Here is an 18328-nt window from a genome sequence, read left to right as displayed (position 1 = left end):
GGCGGCCCCGACCGGGGCTTCCGCTTCGTTCTACCGTTTCACCGGCGCACGCCGGTGCTCATGCAATCGGTCGCGGCAGGTCACGCCGCGACGACGTCCACCGCTTCGGCGGGCGCCTTGATCGTGACCCGCTCCGGCGGCACACCGGCCACCGAGACGGAGTTGAGCATCGGTCGACGCACTGGTGCTGGCACCGGCTCGGTGGCCGCTGCGGACTGGGCCAGCTCGGCAAGGGCGAGCTCGTCGCTCACTTCCCGCATGAGCTCGGACATCCGTACGTCCAGCGCGTCGCAAATGGCGGAGAGCAGCTCGGAGGAAGCCTCCTTCTGCCCCCGCTCCACCTCGGAGAGATAGCCGAGTGAGACTCGGGCGGACGAGGAGACTTCGCGCAGAGTACGGCCCTGGCGCTGGCGCTGCCGACGCAGCACGTCACCCAGCAGGCGACGGAGCAGAATCATCGGTGGCTCCCTCCTCGGACCGCGTAGCCGCATCCTTCACGCCCCACCGTACCGCCTTGCGCTGCGGCCGTGCGGGGAGCGCTGTTGTGTTCACTCAGGGCTGCAAACATCAAGTCCCCCCGTTCTGTTCCGTATCCTGTGCCCGCTCATTCCCGGTCTGTTCGCCCGCAAGCTCCTCAAGGAGCAGTGCGAGTACGCTCCGTACACTCTCCATACGGATTTCCGTCCGGCCGCCGTTCAACCGCAACGACGACACTTTCCCGCCACCTGATACGCGGGATTCGGCTGTGGACGGTCCGGCGACGGCCACATAGACGGTGCCGACGGGCCGGCCGTCCTGTGGCTCCGGGCCCGCGACACCGGTGGTCGAAATTCCCCAGTCGGCGCCGAGCGCCTTGCGTACGCCGGCCGCCATCTCTGCCGCGACCTGCGGGTCCACCGCTCCACGCTGGTCCAGCAGGGCGGCGTCGACATCCAGCAACTGGTGCTTGAGCTCGGTGGCGTACGCGGTGACCGAGCCTCGGAAGGCCTGGGAGGATCCGGGGGCCGCGGTGAGCGCTGCCGCGACCAGACCACCGGTCAGCGACTCCGCGACGGCGAGCGTCTCCCCCCTCACGGTCAGTAGTCGCAGCACTTCGGCGGCCGTGGAAGTCAACGTTCCGCTCCCTCCGCCGCGGCTTCGCGCTCGGCGGTTCCGCGCCGGCGCAGCACAATGGCCTGTCTCACATAGTCGATTCCGGTGACCACGGTCAGAATGACCGCCGCGGCCATCACCCACCACCTCAGGGTGGCCAGGGGTCCCTCCAGTGCCAGCACGTACATCCCGACGGCGATGCCCTGGGTCAGGGTCTTCAGCTTGCCGCCGCGGCTCGCGGGGATGACTCCGTACCGGATGACGACGAAGCGCAGGAGGGTGATGCCCAGCTCCCGGCCGAGGATGACACCGGTCACCCACCACGGCAGATCGCCGAGGTAGGACAGACAGATCAGGGCGGCGCCCATGATCGCCTTGTCGGCGATGGGGTCGGCGATCTTCCCGAAGTCGGTGACGAGGTCGTACGCCCGGGCCAGATGACCGTCGAAGACATCGGTGATCATGGCGACGGCGAAGGCGGCCCAGGCCCAGGCCCGCCAGACCGGGTCGTACCCGCCGTCCATGAGCATCAGGACGACGAAGCCCGGCACGAGGACCAGGCGGACCATGGTCAGGATGTTCGCGATGTTCCAGAGGCTGGCCTGATTGACGGCAGCGGCTCCCAGCTTCCCGCCACGGACGGGTCGCGTCTCCCCGGCAGCGCTGGAGGCGGCGGCGCTCGGGGCGCCGGGAACGCCGGAGGCGCTCGTCGCGCTCTTGGCGCCGGAGGTGCCGCCCGCCGCGGATGCCGGGACTCCCGTCATCTGGCCGCCTCCTCAGTACACACGGGGGAGGTGAGCGAGCCCGGAAGCACCTCGGCCACCAGGTCGACGCCTTCCGTGCCGACCACCTTCGCCTCGACCATAAGGCCGACGCTCAGTCCCTCGCCGTTCGTGAACAGCACCTGGCCGTCCGTCTCGGGCGCCTGGTGCGCGCCACGGCCGTAGGCACCCTCGTCGCCGTCGACCGACTCGACCAGCACCCGCACGGTCTGTCCGACGCGCTCCTCGGCGCGCTGCGAGACCAGTTCCTCGGCCAGCCGGGAGACCCGCGCGAGCCGCTCGGCGACGACGTCCTCGGGCAGCTTGTTCTCGTAGGTCGCCGCTTCGGTGCCCTCCTCGTCGGAGTATCCGAAGACACCGATGGCGTCCAGTCTCGCGCCGTTCAGGAACCGCTCCAGTTCCGCGAGGTCGTCCTCGGTCTCACCGGGGAAGCCCACGATGAAGTTGGACCGGACGCCGGCCTCGGGGGCCTTGCCGCGGATGGTGTCCAGCAGTTCCAGGAACCGGTCGGTGTCGCCGAAGCGGCGCATCGAGCGCAGCACCGCGGGGGCGGAGTGCTGGAAGGAGAGGTCGAAGTAGGGCACGACCTTGGGTGTGGAGGTGAGCACGTCGATGAGGCCGGGCCGCATCTCGGCGGGCTGGAGGTAGCTGACGCGCACGCGCTCGATGCCGTCGACCTCGGCGAGCTCGGGCAGCAGGGACTCCAGCAGCCGGATGTCGCCCAGGTCCTTGCCGTACGAGGTGTTGTTCTCGGAGACCAGCATGATCTCCTTGACGCCCTGCTCGGCCAGCCAGCGGGTCTCGTTCAGCACGTCCGAGGGGCGTCGGGAGATGAAGGAGCCGCGGAAGGAGGGGATGGCGCAGAAGGAGCAGCGGCGGTCGCAGCCGGAGGCGAGCTTCACGGAGGCGACGGGTGAGCCGTCCAGACGGCGGCGCAGCGGGGATCGCGGCCCCGAGGCCGGAGCGAGGCCTTCCGGAAGATCGACGGGGGCGTGCCCCGGAAGCGCGACCTCGGCCGCGGACTCCTGCCGCTGGGCCGGGCTGATCGGCAGCAGCTTGCGCCGGTCGCGGGGGGTGTGGGAGGCGTGGATGCCGCCGTTCAGGATGGTCTGGAGACGGTCGGAGATGTCCGCGTAGTCGTCGAAGCCGAGCACGCCGTCGGCCTCGGGCAGCGCCTCGGCCAGCTCCTTGCCGTACCGCTCGGCCATACAGCCGACCGCCACGACGGCCTGGGTTCTGCCGTGTCCCTTGAGGTCATTGGCCTCCAGGAGGGCGTCGACGGAGTCCTTCTTGGCGGCCTCGACGAAGCCACAGGTGTTGACGACCGCGACGTCCGCTTCCTCGGCGTCCTCGACGAGCTCCCAGCCGTCCGCCTCCAAGCGGCCTGCGAGCTCCTCCGAGTCCACCTCGTTACGGGCGCAGCCAAGAGTGACGAGTGCGACGGTACGGCGTTCAGGCATGGGCTCAAGACTACTTCGTCCCAGTGACAGCCCACGTCGACGGGGTTGGCCGATCATGGCCAACCCCGTACCCGCGTCTCCCTTTGAATCGTCTGTACGCCCGCCCCGGACGCGCCGAAGGCTCAGCCGACCTCCGGGTCGCCCTTCGTGTACGTCAGTCGTTCGACCTGGCCGGGCTGGAAGTCGTCCTTGATCTTCTTGCCGTTGACGTAGAGCTGGACGGCTCCGGCGTCACCGAGGACGAGGTCGATCCTGGAGCTGTCCTGGAAGGTCTTGGACTGGCCCTGCTTGAGGAGGCCGTCCCACAGGAAGCGGCCGTTGTGGTCCTTGGCGGAGATCCAGCTGCGGCCGTCGGAGGCGCTGACCTGCACGGTCACCTTGTCATGGGGCGCGGCCGCGATGGCGCTGTCGGTCGGGTCGGGCTTCGGGTCGGCGTCGGGCTTGTCGGCCTTGGGCGTCGGCGAGGCGGACTTGCCGGTGGTCGGCGTGGAGCCCTCCGCCACCTGCGTGGCGTCGCCGTCGTCGTCCCCGCCGTTGAACGCGGTGAAGCCGACGAAGCCGATCACCGCGACGATCGCGGCGACCATGGCGGCGGTCCAGTTGGGGCCGCGCCGTTCGGGACGGATCCGCTCCGCCTCGAACAGCGGGGCCGCCGGGGTCGGCGCGGGCCGCCCGCCGTGCGCCTCCGCGAACTGTTCGAGGAGCGGGGCGGGGTCGATGCGCACGGCGCGCGCGAGGGTGCGGATGTGACCGCGCGCGTAGACGTCGCCACCGCAGGGGGCGAAGTCGTCCTGCTCGATCGCGTGCACGATGGCGATGCGGACCCGGGTGGCGTTGCTGACGTCGTCGACGGTCAGCCCGGCCTCGATGCGTGCCTGCTGGAGGGCACGGCCGATCGAGGGGCGTTCCGCCAAGCGTTCGTCACGGTCGTCTTCGAACGGACGCTCGTCTTCGGGGAAGTTGCCGTCAGGGGAGTTGCCGATGGACACGGGGGCGCCTTTCGAGCGTGTAGCCACCTGTGCTGGAGGTTCAGTCTAGGGGGGGTGCGAAAGGGTGGGGCAACCGGGCGGTGGGACTTTGTACGCCATCAGAATGGCCGGTCATCCTGCTGGTGGTGAGGGTGGGGCACGGGGCTGTCCCCTCGTCCAACTTGACGTACGACGAAGGGAAACGGTTGCTCACCATTTCCTTACGGGTGAGTCACGTTCGAATACCCGGATGCCGTAATCACATCCGTGTGCCGACCGTCGGACAACCGGTTTTTCTCTGCCGTGCGCCCCTGTCGCGCCCCTCCGCGATACCGCTGCGGCCCCTACGCCTCAGTCTCCCCCCGGATCACGGCCAGCACGCCGTCCAGCTCATCGGGTTTCACAAGAACGTCACGCGCCTTGGAGCCCTCGCTCGGCCCGACGATGCCCCGGGACTCCATGAGGTCCATCAGCCGCCCGGCCTTGGCGAAGCCGACGCGCAGCTTGCGCTGGAGCATGGAGGTCGAGCCGAACTGCGTGGAGACGACCAGTTCGGCCGCCTGGCACAGCAGGTCGAGGTCGTCGCCGATCTCCTCGTCGATCTCCTTCTTCTGCTTGGTGCCCACGGTGACGTCGTCCCTGAAGACGGGCGCCATCTGGTCCTTGCAGTGCTGGACGATCGCGGCGACCTCGTCCTCGGTCACGAACGCGCCCTGCATACGGGTCGGCTTGTTCGCCCCCATCGGCAGGAAGAGCCCGTCGCCCTTGCCGATCAGCTTCTCGGCGCCGGGCTGGTCGAGGATGACGCGCGAGTCGGCGAGCGAGGAGGTCGCGAAGGCGAGCCGCGAGGGCACGTTCGCCTTGATCAGACCGGTGACGACGTCCACGGACGGCCGCTGGGTGGCGAGCACCAGATGGATGCCGGCCGCCCGCGCGAGCTGGGTGATGCGGACGATGGCGTCCTCGACGTCCCTCGGCGCGACCATCATCAGGTCGGCCAGCTCGTCCACGATGACCAGCAGGTACGGGTATGGCTGCAGCTCACGCTCACTGCCCTCGGGCAGCTTCACCTTGCCGTTCCTGATGGCCTCGTTGAAGTCGTCGATGTGTCGGTAGCCGAACGCGGCCAGGTCGTCGTAGCGCAGGTCCATCTCGCGCACGACCCACTGGAGCGCCTCGGCGGCCCGCTTGGGGTTGGTGATGATCGGCGTGATGAGGTGCGGGATCCCCTCGTAGGCCGTCAGCTCGACGCGCTTGGGGTCCACGAGGACCATGCGGACGTCCTCGGGGGTCGCGCGGACCATGATCGACGTGATCAGGCAGTTGATGCACGACGATTTACCCGAGCCGGTCGCACCCGCGACGAGCACATGCGGCATCTTCGCCAGATTGGCCATCACATAACCGCCCTCGACGTCCTTGCCGAGCGCGACCAGCATCGGGTGGTCGTCCTCGGCCGCGTCCGCGAGGCGCAGGACGTCGCCGAGGTTGACCATCTCGCGGTCGGTGTTGGGGATCTCGATGCCGACGGCCGACTTGCCGGGGATCGGGCTGATGATCCGTACGTCCGGGCTGGCGACGGCGTAGGCGATGTTCTTGGTGAGCGCGGTGATCCGCTCGACCTTCACCGCGGGCCCCAGCTCGACCTCGTAGCGGGTGACCGTCGGCCCGCGAGTGAAGCCGGTGACCGAGGCGTCGACCTTGAACTCGGAGAACACGTTCGACAGGGAGGCCACTATGGCGTCGTTGGCGGCGCTGCGCGTCTTGCCCGGGCCGCCCCGCTCCAGGAGGTCGAGCGAGGGCAGGGAGTAGGTGATGTCGCCGGAGAGCTGGAGCTGTTCGGCACGGGCCGGCAGCTCGCGGGGCTCGTCCGGTGCCTTCTTGGTCAGATCCGGCACCAGGGCGTCCTGCCTGGCGCCCTTGGGCGGCTTGGCGGCCGGCGGCTCCTGCTGGGGCGGCTTGCTGCGCGCGGCCGGTACGGGAGTGGTCTCCTCCCGGTCCCCCGCGGTGACGCCCTGGGTGAGGTCGGCCACCACCGGCGAGGGCGGCATGCCGTGCAGCACCGCCCCGTCGAGCGCGGCGGCGGCCGCCGCGGCGACGTCCACGGCGTCCATCGGCCGGTCCGGGTCGGGCTGCCGTACGGCGGAGCGCCTCGGGCGGCGCCGGGTGAGGGCCTCCTGTTCGGCGCCGTCCGGGTCGTACGGCTCGGTCGCGGAGCCGCGTCGGCGGGAGCGCGCGGGCAGGGCGTCGCGCCACTGCTCCTCGTAGCGCGCGTCGTCCTCGGCGAACTCGTCGTCGTCCTCGTCGTCCGCGATGATGCCGAGCTTCTGGCCGAGCAGCCGCAGTCGTTGCGGGATCGCGTTGACGGGCGTCGCGGTGACGACGAGCAGCCCGAAGACCGTGAGCAGCACGAGCATCGCCACGGCGAGGGCCTCGCCCATCGTGTACGTCAGTGGGGTGGCCGTGCTCCAGCCGATGAGTCCTCCGGCGTCCCTTATCGCCTGCATGCCGACGCTGCGGGCGGGCGAGCCGCAGGCGATGTGGACCTGGCCGAGAATGCCGATGACGAGCGCGGACAGGCCGATGACGATCCGGCCGTTGGCCTCGGGCTTCTCGGGGTGCCGGATGAACCGCACGGCGATGACCGCGAGCAGTATCGGCACCAGCAGGTCCAGGCGGCCGAAGGCGCCGGTGACCAGCATCTCGACGAGATCGCCGACCGGACCGCGCAGATTCGACCAGGTACCGGCGGCGACGATCAGGGAGAGCGCGAGCAGCAGCAGCGCGACACCGTCCTTGCGGTGCGCCGGGTCGAGATTCCTCGCCCCCTGCCCTATGCCGCGGAAGACGGCGCCGACGGCGTGCGCGGCACCGAGCCAGACGGCGCGTACGAGTCGGTACACGCCTCCGGTCGGATTGGGCGCCGGCTTCGGAGGGGCCGTCTTCTTCGCCGTCGCCCTCTTGGCAGGTGCCTTCTTGGCGGCGGCTTTCTTCGCGGGGGCCTTCTTCGCCGGAGCCTTCGTCGGAGCGGCCGCCTTCTTCGCGGGCGGCTTCTTCGCTGCGGACTGACGTGAGGCCATGAGTGTGAGGTTACCGGTGGAGGCCACGGCCGACACGTGTGCCTACTGCTTCACCCGTTCGTGTCGCGCGCGAGCCGCCGTGAAGCTGACACGGCCTGACAAACCATCAAGGGCGCCGGTACCGAAACCGGCCGCAACGAAGGGCGGGCCCGGGCCACTTGTGTGACCGGGCCCCCTCTGCGACCTGTGCTCAGTTCTGCGACGGCATCGGTGAAGGTCCGCCCGTGCCCGGCTCCAACGCGTCCAGCGCCCGGCGCAGGCCGGTGAGTTTGCGTTCGAGATGGGCCGCTGTGGCCACCGCCGCGGCGTCCGCGGAGTCGTCGTCGAGCTGTTTGGAGAGCGCCTCCGCCTGCTCCTCCACGGCCGCGAGCCGCGCGGAGAGTTCGGCGAGGATGCCGCCGGAGGGCTCCTTGGAACCGCCCGCCGCGCCCTTGCCACCGCCCTCCAACTGGAGCCGCAGCAGCGCCGCCTGCTCCCTGAGCTGGCAGTTCTTCATGTACAGCTCGACGAAGACGGAGACCTTGGCGCGCAGCACCCATGGGTCGAACGGCTTCGAGATGTAGTCGACCGCACCCGCCGCGTATCCACGGAACGTGTGATGCGGTCCGTGGTTGATGGCGGTCAGAAAAATGATCGGGATGTCACGGGTCCGTTCCCGCCGCTTGATGTGCGCGGCCGTTTCGAAACCGTCCATTCCCGGCATCTGGACGTCCAGCAGAATGACCGCGAAGTCGTCCGTCAGCAGCGCCTTGAGCGCTTCCTCCCCGGACGATGCCCGCACCAGTGTCTGATCGAGCGCGGAGAGGATGGCCTCCAGCGCCAACAGATTCTCCGGCCGGTCATCGACCAGGAGGATCTTGGCCTTCTGCACCATGGCCCGCCCTCCTCGCCCCGGCTTGGGGCCTCCCCTGTCCGCAGGACTCGACGTGACACCGCTCGGCGTCACCCCAGGGGACGACTCCCTCGCGCCACCCGTCCTTGTGCCGGTCATCGTAGCCGCACCCCGCCCGTCGCCACACCCTGTCACCGTGATGTCACTGTGCTCGTAGCAGAAACGCAAGCGGGGACCAGAAGGTTCCCCGAATCCCGCGTTTCTACACGGCCTCGGCCACACTCAGTCAGCAACTCCGTGCGCCCCCCAACGGGTTGTGACCACGGACCGCACCACCTGTCACTCACTTCGCATCCACTGCTCCATGACCGCCAGCAGATGATCCGGATCGACCGGCTTCGTCACATAGTCGGAAGCGCCCGAGTCGATCGCCTTCTCCCGGTCGCCCTTCATCGCCTTGGCCGTCAGCGCGATGATCGGCAGTCCGGCGAACTGGGGCATCCGGCGGATCGCCGTGGTCGTCGCGTACCCGTCCATCTCGGGCATCATGATGTCCATCAGCACGACCGTCACGTCGTCGTGCTGCTCCAGGACCTCGATGCCCTCACGGCCGTTCTCGGCGTACAGCACGGACAGGCCGTGCTGCTCCAGGACGCTGGTGAGCGCGAAGACGTTACGGATGTCGTCGTCGACGATGAGCACCTTCTCGCCGTCGAAGCGGGCCGCCGTCCGGCGCGCCTGCGACGCCGCCTCCTGAGCGGCCTGCTGCGCCCAGTGCTCCTGCGCGTGCCCGTTGCCCTGCGCGAGCGAGGCGGACGGGGAACCGGCCGACACGGACCGGCGGCGCCGCCTGAAGAGCGCGGCGGCCCCGTTCTGGGTCTCGCGGTACGACTTCACCTCGGCCGGCGTCTCCCTGCGCTCTGCCAGCTCGTCCTCGGACTCCAGCAGCTCTCCTGCCTCCAGCGCGGCGGACGCGTTGTGCGCGTAGCCCTGCGGCGGCAGTTCGCTCGGGTGCAGCGGCAGATACAGGGTGAAGGTGGAACCGCGTCCCGGCTCGCTCTGCGCGTGGATCTCGCCGCCCAGCAGCCGGGCGATCTCCCGCGAGATGGACAACCCCAGACCCGTACCGCCGTACTTGCGGCTCGTGGTGCCGTCCGCCTGCTTGAACGCCTCGAAGATCACCCGCATCTTGCTGGCCGCGATCCCGATGCCCGTGTCCGTCACCGAGAACGCGATCATGTCGGCGTCCGCGTCCCGCAGCGAGCCCGCCTCCAGCAGCTGTTCCCGAATGGCCACCGGCACATCCGCGCCCGCCGGCCGGATGACCAGCTCCACGGCCCCGGAGTCGGTGAACTTCACCGCGTTGGACAGCAGGTTCCGCAGCACCTGCAACAGCCGCTGTTCGTCCGTGTGCAGCGTGGCGGGCAGCTCCGGCGAGACCCGTACGGAGAAGTCCAGGCCCTTCTCCGCGGTCAGCGGCCGGAAGGTGGCCTCCACGTAGTCGACGAGCTGGACGAGGGCGATCCGGGTCGGGGAGACGTCCATCTTGCCCGCCTCGACCTTCGACAGGTCCAGGATGTCGTTGATGAGCTGGAGCAGGTCGGAGCCGGCCCCGTGGATCGTCTCGGCGAACTCGACCTGCTTCGGCGTCAGGTTCGACTCGGCGTTGTCGGCGAGCAGCTTGGCGAGGATCAGCAGCGAGTTCAGTGGCGTGCGCAGCTCGTGCGACATGTTCGCGAGGAACTCGCTCTTGTAGCGCATGGACACCGCGAGCTGCTCGGCGCGCTCCTCCAGGACCTGCCGCGCCTCCTCGATCTCGGTGTTCTTGACCTCGATGTCGCGGTTCTGCCGGGCCAGCAGCTCGGCCTTCTCCTCCAGTTCGGCGTTGGACGCCTGGAGTGCCTTCTGCCGGTTCTCCAACTCGTCGGACCGCTCCCGCAGTTGCTCGGTCAGCTCCTGCGACTGCTTCAGCAGCACCTCGGTCTTGGTGTTGACGGAGATGGTGTTGACGCTCGTCGCGATCATCTCCGCGATCTGGCTCAGGAAGTCCTTCTGGATCTGGGTGAACGGCGTGAACGACGCCAGCTCGATCACCCCGAGCACGGTCCCCTCGAAGAGCACCGGCAACACGATGACCTGCGCCGGGGGCGCCTCGCCGAGCCCGGAGGAGATCTTCAGGTAACCGCTCGGCGCGTTCTCCACCAGGATCGTGCGCTTCTCCTTGGCCGCCGTCCCGACCAGCGCCTCCCCGGGCCGGAACGACGTCGGCATCGAACCCATCGAATAGCCGTACGAACCGAGCATGCGCAGCTCGTACTGGTCGTCGTTGTCCGGGGCCAGGTCCTTGCCGTCGAGGAACGGCAGCGCCAGGAAGAACGCGCCGTGCTGCGCGGACACCACCGGCGTCAGCTCGCTCATGATCAGCGAGGCCACGTCGTCGAGGTCCCGCCGGCCCTGCATCAGGGCGGAGATCCGGGCGAGGTTGCCCTTGAGCCAGTCCTGCTCCTGGTTGGCGATCGTGGTGTCGCGCAGGTTGGCGATCATCTTGTTGATGTAGTCCTGCAGCTCCTTGATCTCGCCGGACGCGTCGACGTCGATCTTGAGGTTCAGGTCGCCCCGGGTCACCGCGGTGGCCACGCGCGCGATGGCACGCACCTGCCGGGTCAGGTTCCCGGCCATCTCGTTCACCGACTCGGTGAGGTCCCGCCAGGTGCCGTCGACGTCACGCACGCGCGCGAGGCCGCCGAGCTGCCCCTCGGTGCCCACCTCGCGGGCCACCCGGGTGACCTCTTCGGCGAAGGACGACAGCTGGTCGACCATCGTGTTGATGGTCGTCTTCAGCTCCAGGATCTCGCCGCGCGCGTCGATGTCGATCTTCTTGGTCAGGTCGCCCTTGGCGATGGCGGTCGTGACCATCGCGATGTTGCGGACCTGTCCGGTGAGGTTGGACGCCATCGAGTTCACCGACTCGGTGAGGTCCTTCCACGTACCCGCCACACCCGGCACGTGCGCTTGACCGCCCAGGATGCCGTCGGTGCCCACCTCACGGGCCACCTTGGTGACCTGGTCGGCGAACGAACTCAGCGTCTTCACCATGCTGTTGAAGGTGTCGGCGAGCTGCGCGACCTCACCGGCCGCCTCGATCGTCACCGTACGGGTCAGGTCGCCGTTGGCGACGGCCGCGGCGACCTGGGAGATGTTCCGCACCTGCATGGTCAGGTTCTTGGCCATCAGGTTCACATTGCCGCTGAGGTCCTTCCAGATGCCGGTGACGCCCGGCACGTGCGCCTGACCGCCGAGGATGCCCTCGGTGCCCACCTCACGGGCCACCCGGGTCACCTGCTCGGCGAAGGACGACAACTGGTCGACCATCGTGTTGACGGTGGTGACGAGTTCGAGGATCTCGCCCTTGGCGTCGACGGTGATCTTCTTCGACAGGTCGCCCTTGGCGACCGCGGTCGTGACCTCGGCGATCTGGCGCACCTGGATGGTCAGGTTGTTCGCCATGAAGTTCACCGACTGCGTGAGGTCCTTCCAGGTGCCGGAGACACCCTGCACCTCGGCCTGACCGCCGAGCTGGCCCTCCGTACCCACCTCGCGGGCGACCCTGGTGACCTCCTCCGCGAACGACGACAGCTGGTCCACCATCGTGTTCAGCGTGTTCTTCAGCTCCAGGATCTCCCCGCGCGCGTCCACGGTGATCTTCTGGGACAGATCGCCCCGGGCCACCGCCGTGGCGACCTGGGCGATGTTGCGCACCTGGCCGGTCAGGTTGCCGGCCATGCCGTTCACGGACTCGGTGAGGTCGCGCCACACACCGGCGACACCGGGCACCTGCGCCTGACCGCCGAGACGGCCCTCCGTACCCACGTCCCGGGCGACCCGGGTGACCTGGTCGGCGAAGGACGACAGCTGGTCGACCATCGTGTTGATGGTGTTCTTCAGCTCCAGAATCTCGCCGCGCGCGTCCACGTCGATCTTCTGCGACAGGTCGCCGCGCGCCACGGCCGTCGTCACCTGCGCGATGTTGCGCACCTGCGAGGTGAGGTTGCCGGCCATCGAGTTGACGGAGTCGGTGAGCTCCTTCCACGTGCCGGACACACCGTCCACGCGGGCCTGACCGCCGAGCCGGCCCTCCGTACCCACGTCCCGGGCCATCCGCGTCACCTGATCGGCGAAGCTCGACAGCTGGTCCACCATCGTGTTGACGGTGTTCTTCAGTTCGAGCATCTCGCCCGCGACATCCACGGTGACCTTCTGCGAGAGGTCGCCGTTGGCCACGGCCGTCGTCACGGCCGCGATGTTCCTCACCTGTCCGGTGAGATTCCGGAACGCCGTGTTGACGGAGTCCGTCAGGTCCTTCCACGTTCCCGCCGCGCCCGGCACCTGCGCCTGACCGCCCAGCCGTCCCTCGGCACCGACCTCATTGGCCACCCGGGTCACTTCGGCCCCGAAATAGGAGAGCTGGTCGACCATCCCGTTGACGGTGTTCTTCAGTTCGAGCATCTCGCCCGCGACATCCACGGTGACCTTCTGCGAGAGATCACCGTTGGCCACGGCCGTCGTCACCGCCGCGATGTCCCGCACCTGGATGGTCAGGTTCCGGAAGACGGTGTTCACGGAATCGGTGAGGTCTTTCCAGGTTCCCGCCGCACCCGGCACCTGGGCCTGACCACCCAGCCGACCCTCGGCACCGACCTCGTTGGCCACGCGCGTGACCTCGTCGGCGAAGATCCGCAGCGTCTCGGTCATCTGGTTGATCGTCTCGGCGAGCTTGGCGACCTCGCCGCGCGCCGGCACGGTCACCTTCTGCGACAGATCACCATTGGCGACCGCGGTGGTGACCTGAGCGATCCCGCGCATCTGAAGCGTGAGGTTGCCGGCCATGGTGTTCACCGAATCGGTGAGTTCCTTCCACACCCCGGCCACGCCCGGCACCTCGGCCTGCCCCCCGAGCTGACCCTCGGTACCCACCTCACGGGCGACTCGCGTCACCTCGGAGGAGAACGCGGAGAGCTGGTCGACCATCGTGTTGACGGTCTCCTTCAGCTCCAGCATCTCGCCGGCCACGTGAACCGTGACCTTCCGGGACAGATCACCCTTCGCGACCGCGGTCGTCACCAGCGCGATGTCCCTCACCTGAGCGGTGAGGCGATACGCCATCGTGTTGACGGACTCCGTCAGGTCCTTCCACGAACCGGACATGCCGCGCACCTTGGCCTGCCCGCCCAGCTTGCCCTCGGTGCCCACCTCGCTGGCCACCCGGGTGACCTCGTCGGTGAACGTGGACAGCTGATCGACCAGGTTGTTGACCGTACGCCCGACCTTCAGGAACTCCCCGCGCAACGGGTGCCCGGTCCCGTCCGGCGCCTGCGTCCGCAGCTCCATGCGCGGCGACAGATCACCGTCCGCGACGGCCGACAGCACCCGGCTGACCTCGGAGACGGGCCGCACCAGGTCGTCGACCAGTGCGTTCGACGCGTCGATCGCCGTCGCCCAGGACCCCTCGGCAGCGCCCGTCTCCAGCCGCTCGGTGAGCTTGCCCTCCCGCCCGACGACACGCCTCACCCGCGACAGCTCACCGGTCAGATGCAGATTCCGGTCCGCCACCTCATTGAAAACCGCGGCGATCTCGGCCATGACCCCGTCACCCGAGACGGTCAGCCGCTTGCGGAAGTTGCCGTCCCGCATCGACTCCAGAGCCGTGAGCAGCCGGTTCAGGGCAGCCGTGTCCACGGTCGTCGTGCCACTGCGCGGTTTGCGTGACTTGCGCTGGTCACTCATGGACTGTCCGCCTTTCGCGCGCGTCTTAGTGCCCCGCGTCGCTGCGCCAGACTCCACTGTGTCCCTCCCGCAAGGGTCGACCGTTCCTGCTAGACGTACTTCGTCGCATTCGAACGCTTTGCACTGCTCACACTGCTCGTACCACTTCGTACTCGGAGTCGCCCGACCCACTCCTGGAAGCCTGCCCAGTGTTTCACCATGGCTGAACCAGGCCATAACAGTTCGGCAGCTTCGCACACGGTCCGCACACCTCCGGGCGGAAACACAGACGACCGGCATCCGCATGGACGGCGAAGGTAAGTAACCTTGCATGCGGCTGTCCAGCCACGCCGGTTCCGACCCGGCCTGGGCGGTGGCGCACGAGCACGAGCGGGCAGGCATCGGAGGGGCGGCCGCACCATGACCACCGGACTGCATCCCGGGGAGACCCCCCAGGACCCCAGGCCGACGGAGAACCAGCCTCTGCCACGGCAGGAGGCCGTCCTCGCACCCCCGCACGTAGAGCACGTAGAGCACGTAGAGAACCGGACAAGGAGTTCTGTGATCACCGCGCGCGCGGCCGCCAGCTTCGCTGCCGTCTCACGATCCGTCGCGACCGCCCGCTCGTTCGTCCGCGACACCCTCCAGGGCTGGGGCTTCGCCGACATCGTCGACGACGCGGTGGTCCTCACCAGCGAACTCGTCACCAACGCGGTCGTCCACGCCGGCACCCCCGCCGACGTCCTCTGCCTGCGCACCGAGGACGGCGTACGCATCGAGGTCGCCGACAGATACCCCGAACGTGAGATCCCCCTCCAGGGCAGCCACATCAACATGGGCAGCCCGGACCGCGAGGGCGGCCGTGGCCTCCAGCTGTGCGCGGCGATGGCCACCCGCTGGGGCGTCGAATACACGCCCACGCACAAGCAGGTCTGGTTCCAACTCGACCTCCCCGACCGCCCGGTGGGCACCCGCTCGGCCGGCCCGTCCCTCCCCGCCGACCTCCTCCCGCTCGCCGACGGCCGGGTCCGCGTCGCCGTCGTCCAGATCGACCGGGCGGGCGCCATCGGCGCCTGGAACGAGGACGCCGAGGAACTCTTCGGCTACGCCCCCGACCAGGTCATCGGCAAGCCCCTCACCGACCTCGCCGCGTGGCCGCACACCCCGGGCACCAGCACCGGCGTCGCCGAGGCCCTCCAACTCTCCCGCTGGGAGGGCAGTTACGGGATCCGCGCCGCCAACGGCCGTGTGACGCCGGTCTATGCCTCCCACCTCCGGGTCCGCGACACCGCAGGCGACCCCTCGACGGTCTGCCTTCTCGTACGCGACCACGAGCGCGCCGTCCTCCAGACCCCGATCCGCATGCCGTCCGGCGACAACTCCGGTTCCGGCGAGGGCCAGGCGACCGACCCCTTCGAAGTCTTCATCGGCTCCCCCGCCCCGGACGACCTCGACGGCCTCCTCCAGCGCACGGTGGAACGCGCCCGCGACATGCTCGACGGCGACTCCGCCTTCCTGCTGCTGGCCACCGACGACGAGACGGAGCTGGAGGTACGGGCCTCCACGGGCCTCCCCTCGGCCCGCCAGCGCTTCGCCCGCGTCCCCGTGGAGGCCGGCCCCGGCCGGTACGGCTCGGCCCGTATGCCGGCCGTCCACGACGACCTCACGGCCGTCCCCGGCGCGGTGCCCCTCCTCAACGGCACGGGCATGCGCTCGGTCGTCACGGTCCCCCTCAAGGTCGAAGGGCGCCTCACGGGCTCCCTGGGCGTCGCCGCCGAGGCGCAGGGCCGGTACTCCAACGAGGAGGCCCTGCGCCTGCAGTTCGCCGCCGACCGCATCGCCCTGGCCGTCGAGTCGGCCCGCCTGGGCGAGCTGGAACGCCTACGCCGCGGCTCGTTGAGCTTCCTCGTGGAGGCCTCCGACCTCCTCGCGGGCACCCTGGACCGCGACCAGACCCTCGCCCTGATGGCCCAGATGACGATCCCGACCCTCGCCACCTGGTGCGCCGTCTACACGATCGCCGACCAGGCCTCGGACCCGTACCTCAGCTACGTCCTGCACGAGGACGAGGACCTCATCGACGGCCTCAAGGCCCTCCTCGTCAAGATCCGCCCGCCGGAGCCCATTCCCACCCCGGGCGCCCGCGTCTGGACGGCTCCCGCCGAGGCGGCCCACCAGGCGGCCCTGCGCACCTCCATGCGCAGCCTGGGCCTCGGCGAGCCCGCCACGGTGAGTTCGGGCATCGGCACCACCCTGGCGACGGCCTCGGCGGTGGGCGGCGAGACCGTCGTCCTGCCCCTCGTGGCCCGCAACCGCGTCATCGGCATGCTGACCCTCGGCAAGCCCACCGACGAGCACTTCCGCCAGGAGATCCTGGAACTGGCGGAGGACCTCTCCCGCCGGGCCGCCCTCGCCCTGGACAACGCCCGCCTGTACTCGGAGCGCGTGGCCATCAGCCAGTCCCTCCAACGCAGCCTCCTCCCGCCGGAGCTCCCCCAGATCGACGGCGTCGAGGTCGAGGTCATCTACCGCGCGGCCGGCGAGGGCAACGAGGTCGGCGGCGACTTCTACGACCTCTTCCCCATCCGTGACGGCGCGTACGGCTTCGCCATCGGCGACGTCTGCGGTACCGGCCCGGAGGCCGCCGCGGTCACGGGCCTCGCCCGCCACGCCCTGCGCCTGCTGGCCCGCGAGGGCTACTCCGGCCCGGCGGTTCTGGACCGCCTCAACTCCGCGATCATCGACGAGGGCGCCCGCAGCCGCTTCCTCACGCTCCTGTACGGCGAGTTGTGGCCCCAGGAGGACGGCGGCGCGGTCCTGAAGGTCGTCTGCGCCGGCCACCCGCTCCCGCTGCGCCTGCGCCAGGACGGCACGGTCGAACCGGCCGCCGAACCGCAGGCCCTGCTCGGCGTCATGGAGGATCTGGAGCTGTACGAGCAGACGGTCACCCTCGACCCCGGGGACGTCCTCCTCTGTGTCACGGACGGCGTCACCGAACGACGCGAGGGCACCCGTATGTTGGGCGACGACGGCCTCACCGAGGTCCTCACCACCTGCACGGGCCTCACGGCCGGCGCGGTCGCGGCCCGTGTGATGCGCGCGGTCGAACGCTTCGCCTCCGACGCGCCCTCCGACGACATGGCCATTCTGGCGATGCGCGTCCCGGGCCTCCAGCAGGACTGAGCGAGCACGCAGAACTGAGCGAGCACGAGAAAGGCCCCGCCCAATGGGCGGGGCCTTCAGTCTGAGCCCCCAAACGGAATCGAACCGTTGACCTTCTCCTTACCATGGAGACGCTCTGCCGACTGAGCTATAGGGGCCAGTCGCCTGTTCGAGGTTTCCCTCGCGGCAACGAGATAGATCATACCCCGATTCGGCGGATGCTTCGAACCACCAGCACGCCGGCCAGGCACAGTGCCCGGAGTCGCCCGAAGTACCGGAACTAGAAAGCCGGTTGCAACAGCCCACCGAGCGCATTGCAGGCGGACACCAGCCGATGCAGCTGCCGCCGGGACATCTCGCCGCCGATGTGCAGCGCCAGCGTCTCGTCGGCGGCCCGTTCGGTCTCCGGCAGACACACGTCACGCCGGAACGCGGGCATCCGGTGCACCGGGGTCTTCACCGGCACACTGCACTCGACTCCCTTGGCCCGCACGGCCCGCGCGAACGCGTCCCGGTCCGGCCGCCCGTTCCCGGGGACCCGCACGACGTACTGCTGGAAGGTGTGCCCGTCACAGCCCTCGGGAGTCCGTACGCCCTTCAGCTTGGCGCTGAGGTACGCGGCCCGCTGCCGACGCTCCCCGAGTTCGCTGTACGGTGCCTCCGACTCTCCCTGCTCCAGCACCAACAGCCCATGCCGCTGGCCGACTTGATGAAGCGCCGCGATATCGGCGGACCTTCCGAAACGGTGTACGACGACCGCGGCCACCGTCCGCGACGTCACCGCGGCCTCGACAGCCGAGGCATCCAGGCAGTACGTCACCGGGTCTATGTCGGCGAACACCGGCACAGCCCCGGCCAGGCTCACCGCCTGGGCGACCTCCGGGTTCCCGAACGCCGGCACGACGACCTCGTCACCTGCGCCGACACCTGCGGCCCTGAGCATTCCAACGGTACCCATGGCGCGGATCCTGGTCGCGCAACGTGAACTCCAAGTAAAGCGCAACAAAAAAGAGCTGGTCCCCGAACCGAAATTCGGGGACCAGCTCTATCAATATTTGTTCGGCGGCGTCCTACTCTCCCACAGGGTCCCCCCTGCAGTACCATCGGCGCTGTAAGGCTTAGCTTCCGGGTTCGGAATGTAACCGGGCGTTTCCCTCACGCTATGACCACCGAAACACTATGAAACACT

10 protein-coding genes, 1 tRNA gene and 1 rRNA gene are annotated in these 18328 nt (G+C 69.1%); 1 reads left to right on the top strand and 11 read right to left on the bottom strand.

The window, feature by feature from the left end; genetic code table 11:
- Nucleotides 1–80: 80 nt before the first annotated feature.
- The 8 genes from PUR53_RS16515 to PUR53_RS16480 all read right to left on the bottom strand — a co-directional run bounded on the left by PUR53_RS16515 (nt 81) and on the right by PUR53_RS16480 (nt 13998).
- Complete coding sequence (locus PUR53_RS16515; protein WP_005481441.1) at nt 81–458, bottom strand: helix-turn-helix domain-containing protein; 378 nt, start codon at nt 456–458, stop codon at nt 81–83.
- 109 nt (nt 459–567) lie between these two features.
- The gene (locus tag PUR53_RS16510; RefSeq protein ID WP_329908713.1) at nt 568–1113 is read right to left on the bottom strand and encodes a CinA family protein; all 546 of its coding nucleotides are present in this window, start codon (nt 1111–1113) and stop codon (nt 568–570) included.
- Nucleotides 1110–1856, bottom strand: a complete 747-nt coding sequence (gene pgsA / locus PUR53_RS16505; protein ID WP_329900152.1) for a CDP-diacylglycerol--glycerol-3-phosphate 3-phosphatidyltransferase — start codon at nt 1854–1856, stop codon at nt 1110–1112. The genes PUR53_RS16510 and pgsA overlap by 4 nt, the downstream gene beginning before the upstream one ends.
- Nucleotides 1853–3334, bottom strand: a complete 1482-nt coding sequence (gene rimO / locus PUR53_RS16500; RefSeq protein WP_329908712.1) for a 30S ribosomal protein S12 methylthiotransferase RimO — start codon at nt 3332–3334, stop codon at nt 1853–1855. Before rimO ends, pgsA begins: the two co-directional genes overlap by 4 nt.
- A gap of 122 nt (nt 3335–3456) precedes the next feature.
- Entirely contained in the window at nt 3457–4323 is an 867-nt protein-coding gene (locus PUR53_RS16495) for a helix-turn-helix domain-containing protein (RefSeq protein WP_329908711.1), read from the bottom strand.
- Between the two features lie 323 nt (nt 4324–4646).
- On the bottom strand, nt 4647–7382 hold the full coding sequence (locus tag PUR53_RS16490) for an FtsK/SpoIIIE family DNA translocase (RefSeq protein ID WP_329900149.1): 2736 nt from the start codon (nt 7380–7382) through the stop codon (nt 4647–4649).
- A gap of 190 nt (nt 7383–7572) precedes the next feature.
- Nucleotides 7573–8256, bottom strand: a complete 684-nt coding sequence (locus tag PUR53_RS16485) for a response regulator (protein WP_033525098.1) — start codon at nt 8254–8256, stop codon at nt 7573–7575.
- Between the two features lie 297 nt (nt 8257–8553).
- Nucleotides 8554–13998, bottom strand: coding sequence for a HAMP domain-containing protein (locus PUR53_RS16480; protein ID WP_329900148.1), 5445 nt, complete (start codon nt 13996–13998; stop codon nt 8554–8556).
- A gap of 399 nt (nt 13999–14397) precedes the next feature.
- Between PUR53_RS16480 and PUR53_RS16475 the strand changes: the two genes are divergently transcribed.
- Entirely contained in the window at nt 14398–17160 is a 2763-nt protein-coding gene (locus tag PUR53_RS16475) for a SpoIIE family protein phosphatase (protein ID WP_329908710.1), read from the top strand.
- A 64-nt stretch (nt 17161–17224) separates the two neighbouring features.
- On the opposite strand, the gene PUR53_RS16470 is transcribed toward PUR53_RS16475, so the two are convergent.
- The 3 genes from PUR53_RS16470 to rrf all read right to left on the bottom strand — a co-directional run bounded on the left by PUR53_RS16470 (nt 17225) and on the right by rrf (nt 18313).
- A tRNA-Thr gene (locus PUR53_RS16470) sits at nt 17225–17297 on the bottom strand.
- 122 nt (nt 17298–17419) lie between these two features.
- On the bottom strand, nt 17420–18082 hold the full coding sequence (locus tag PUR53_RS16465; RefSeq protein WP_329900370.1) for a DegT/DnrJ/EryC1/StrS family aminotransferase: 663 nt from the start codon (nt 18080–18082) through the stop codon (nt 17420–17422).
- 114 nt (nt 18083–18196) lie between these two features.
- Nucleotides 18197–18313, bottom strand: a 5S ribosomal RNA gene (gene rrf / locus PUR53_RS16460).
- Nucleotides 18314–18328 lie beyond the last annotated feature (15 nt).

This window comes from Streptomyces sp. SP18BB07, assembly GCF_036322545.1.
Lineage (GTDB): Bacteria > Actinomycetota > Actinomycetes > Streptomycetales > Streptomycetaceae > Streptomyces > Streptomyces deccanensis.
This window is presented reverse-complemented; position numbering and strand designations above follow the sequence as displayed.

Coding starts and splice junctions, on each gene's coding strand:
- PUR53_RS16515 (WP_005481441.1), bottom strand. CDS start 458: ATGATTCTGCTCCGTCGCCTGCTGGGTGACGTGCTGCGTCGGCAGCGC.
- pgsA (WP_329900152.1), bottom strand. CDS start 1,856: ATGACGGGAGTCCCGGCATCCGCGGCGGGCGGCACCTCCGGCGCCAAG.
- rimO (WP_329908712.1), bottom strand. CDS start 3,334: ATGCCTGAACGCCGTACCGTCGCACTCGTCACTCTTGGCTGCGCCCGT.
- PUR53_RS16490 (WP_329900149.1), bottom strand. CDS start 7,382: ATGGCCTCACGTCAGTCCGCAGCGAAGAAGCCGCCCGCGAAGAAGGCG.
- PUR53_RS16485 (WP_033525098.1), bottom strand. CDS start 8,256: ATGGTGCAGAAGGCCAAGATCCTCCTGGTCGATGACCGGCCGGAGAAT.
- PUR53_RS16480 (WP_329900148.1), bottom strand. CDS start 13,998: ATGAGTGACCAGCGCAAGTCACGCAAACCGCGCAGTGGCACGACGACC.
- PUR53_RS16475 (WP_329908710.1), top strand. CDS start 14,398: ATGACCACCGGACTGCATCCCGGGGAGACCCCCCAGGACCCCAGGCCG.
- PUR53_RS16465 (WP_329900370.1), bottom strand. CDS start 18,082: ATGCTCAGGGCCGCAGGTGTCGGCGCAGGTGACGAGGTCGTCGTGCCG.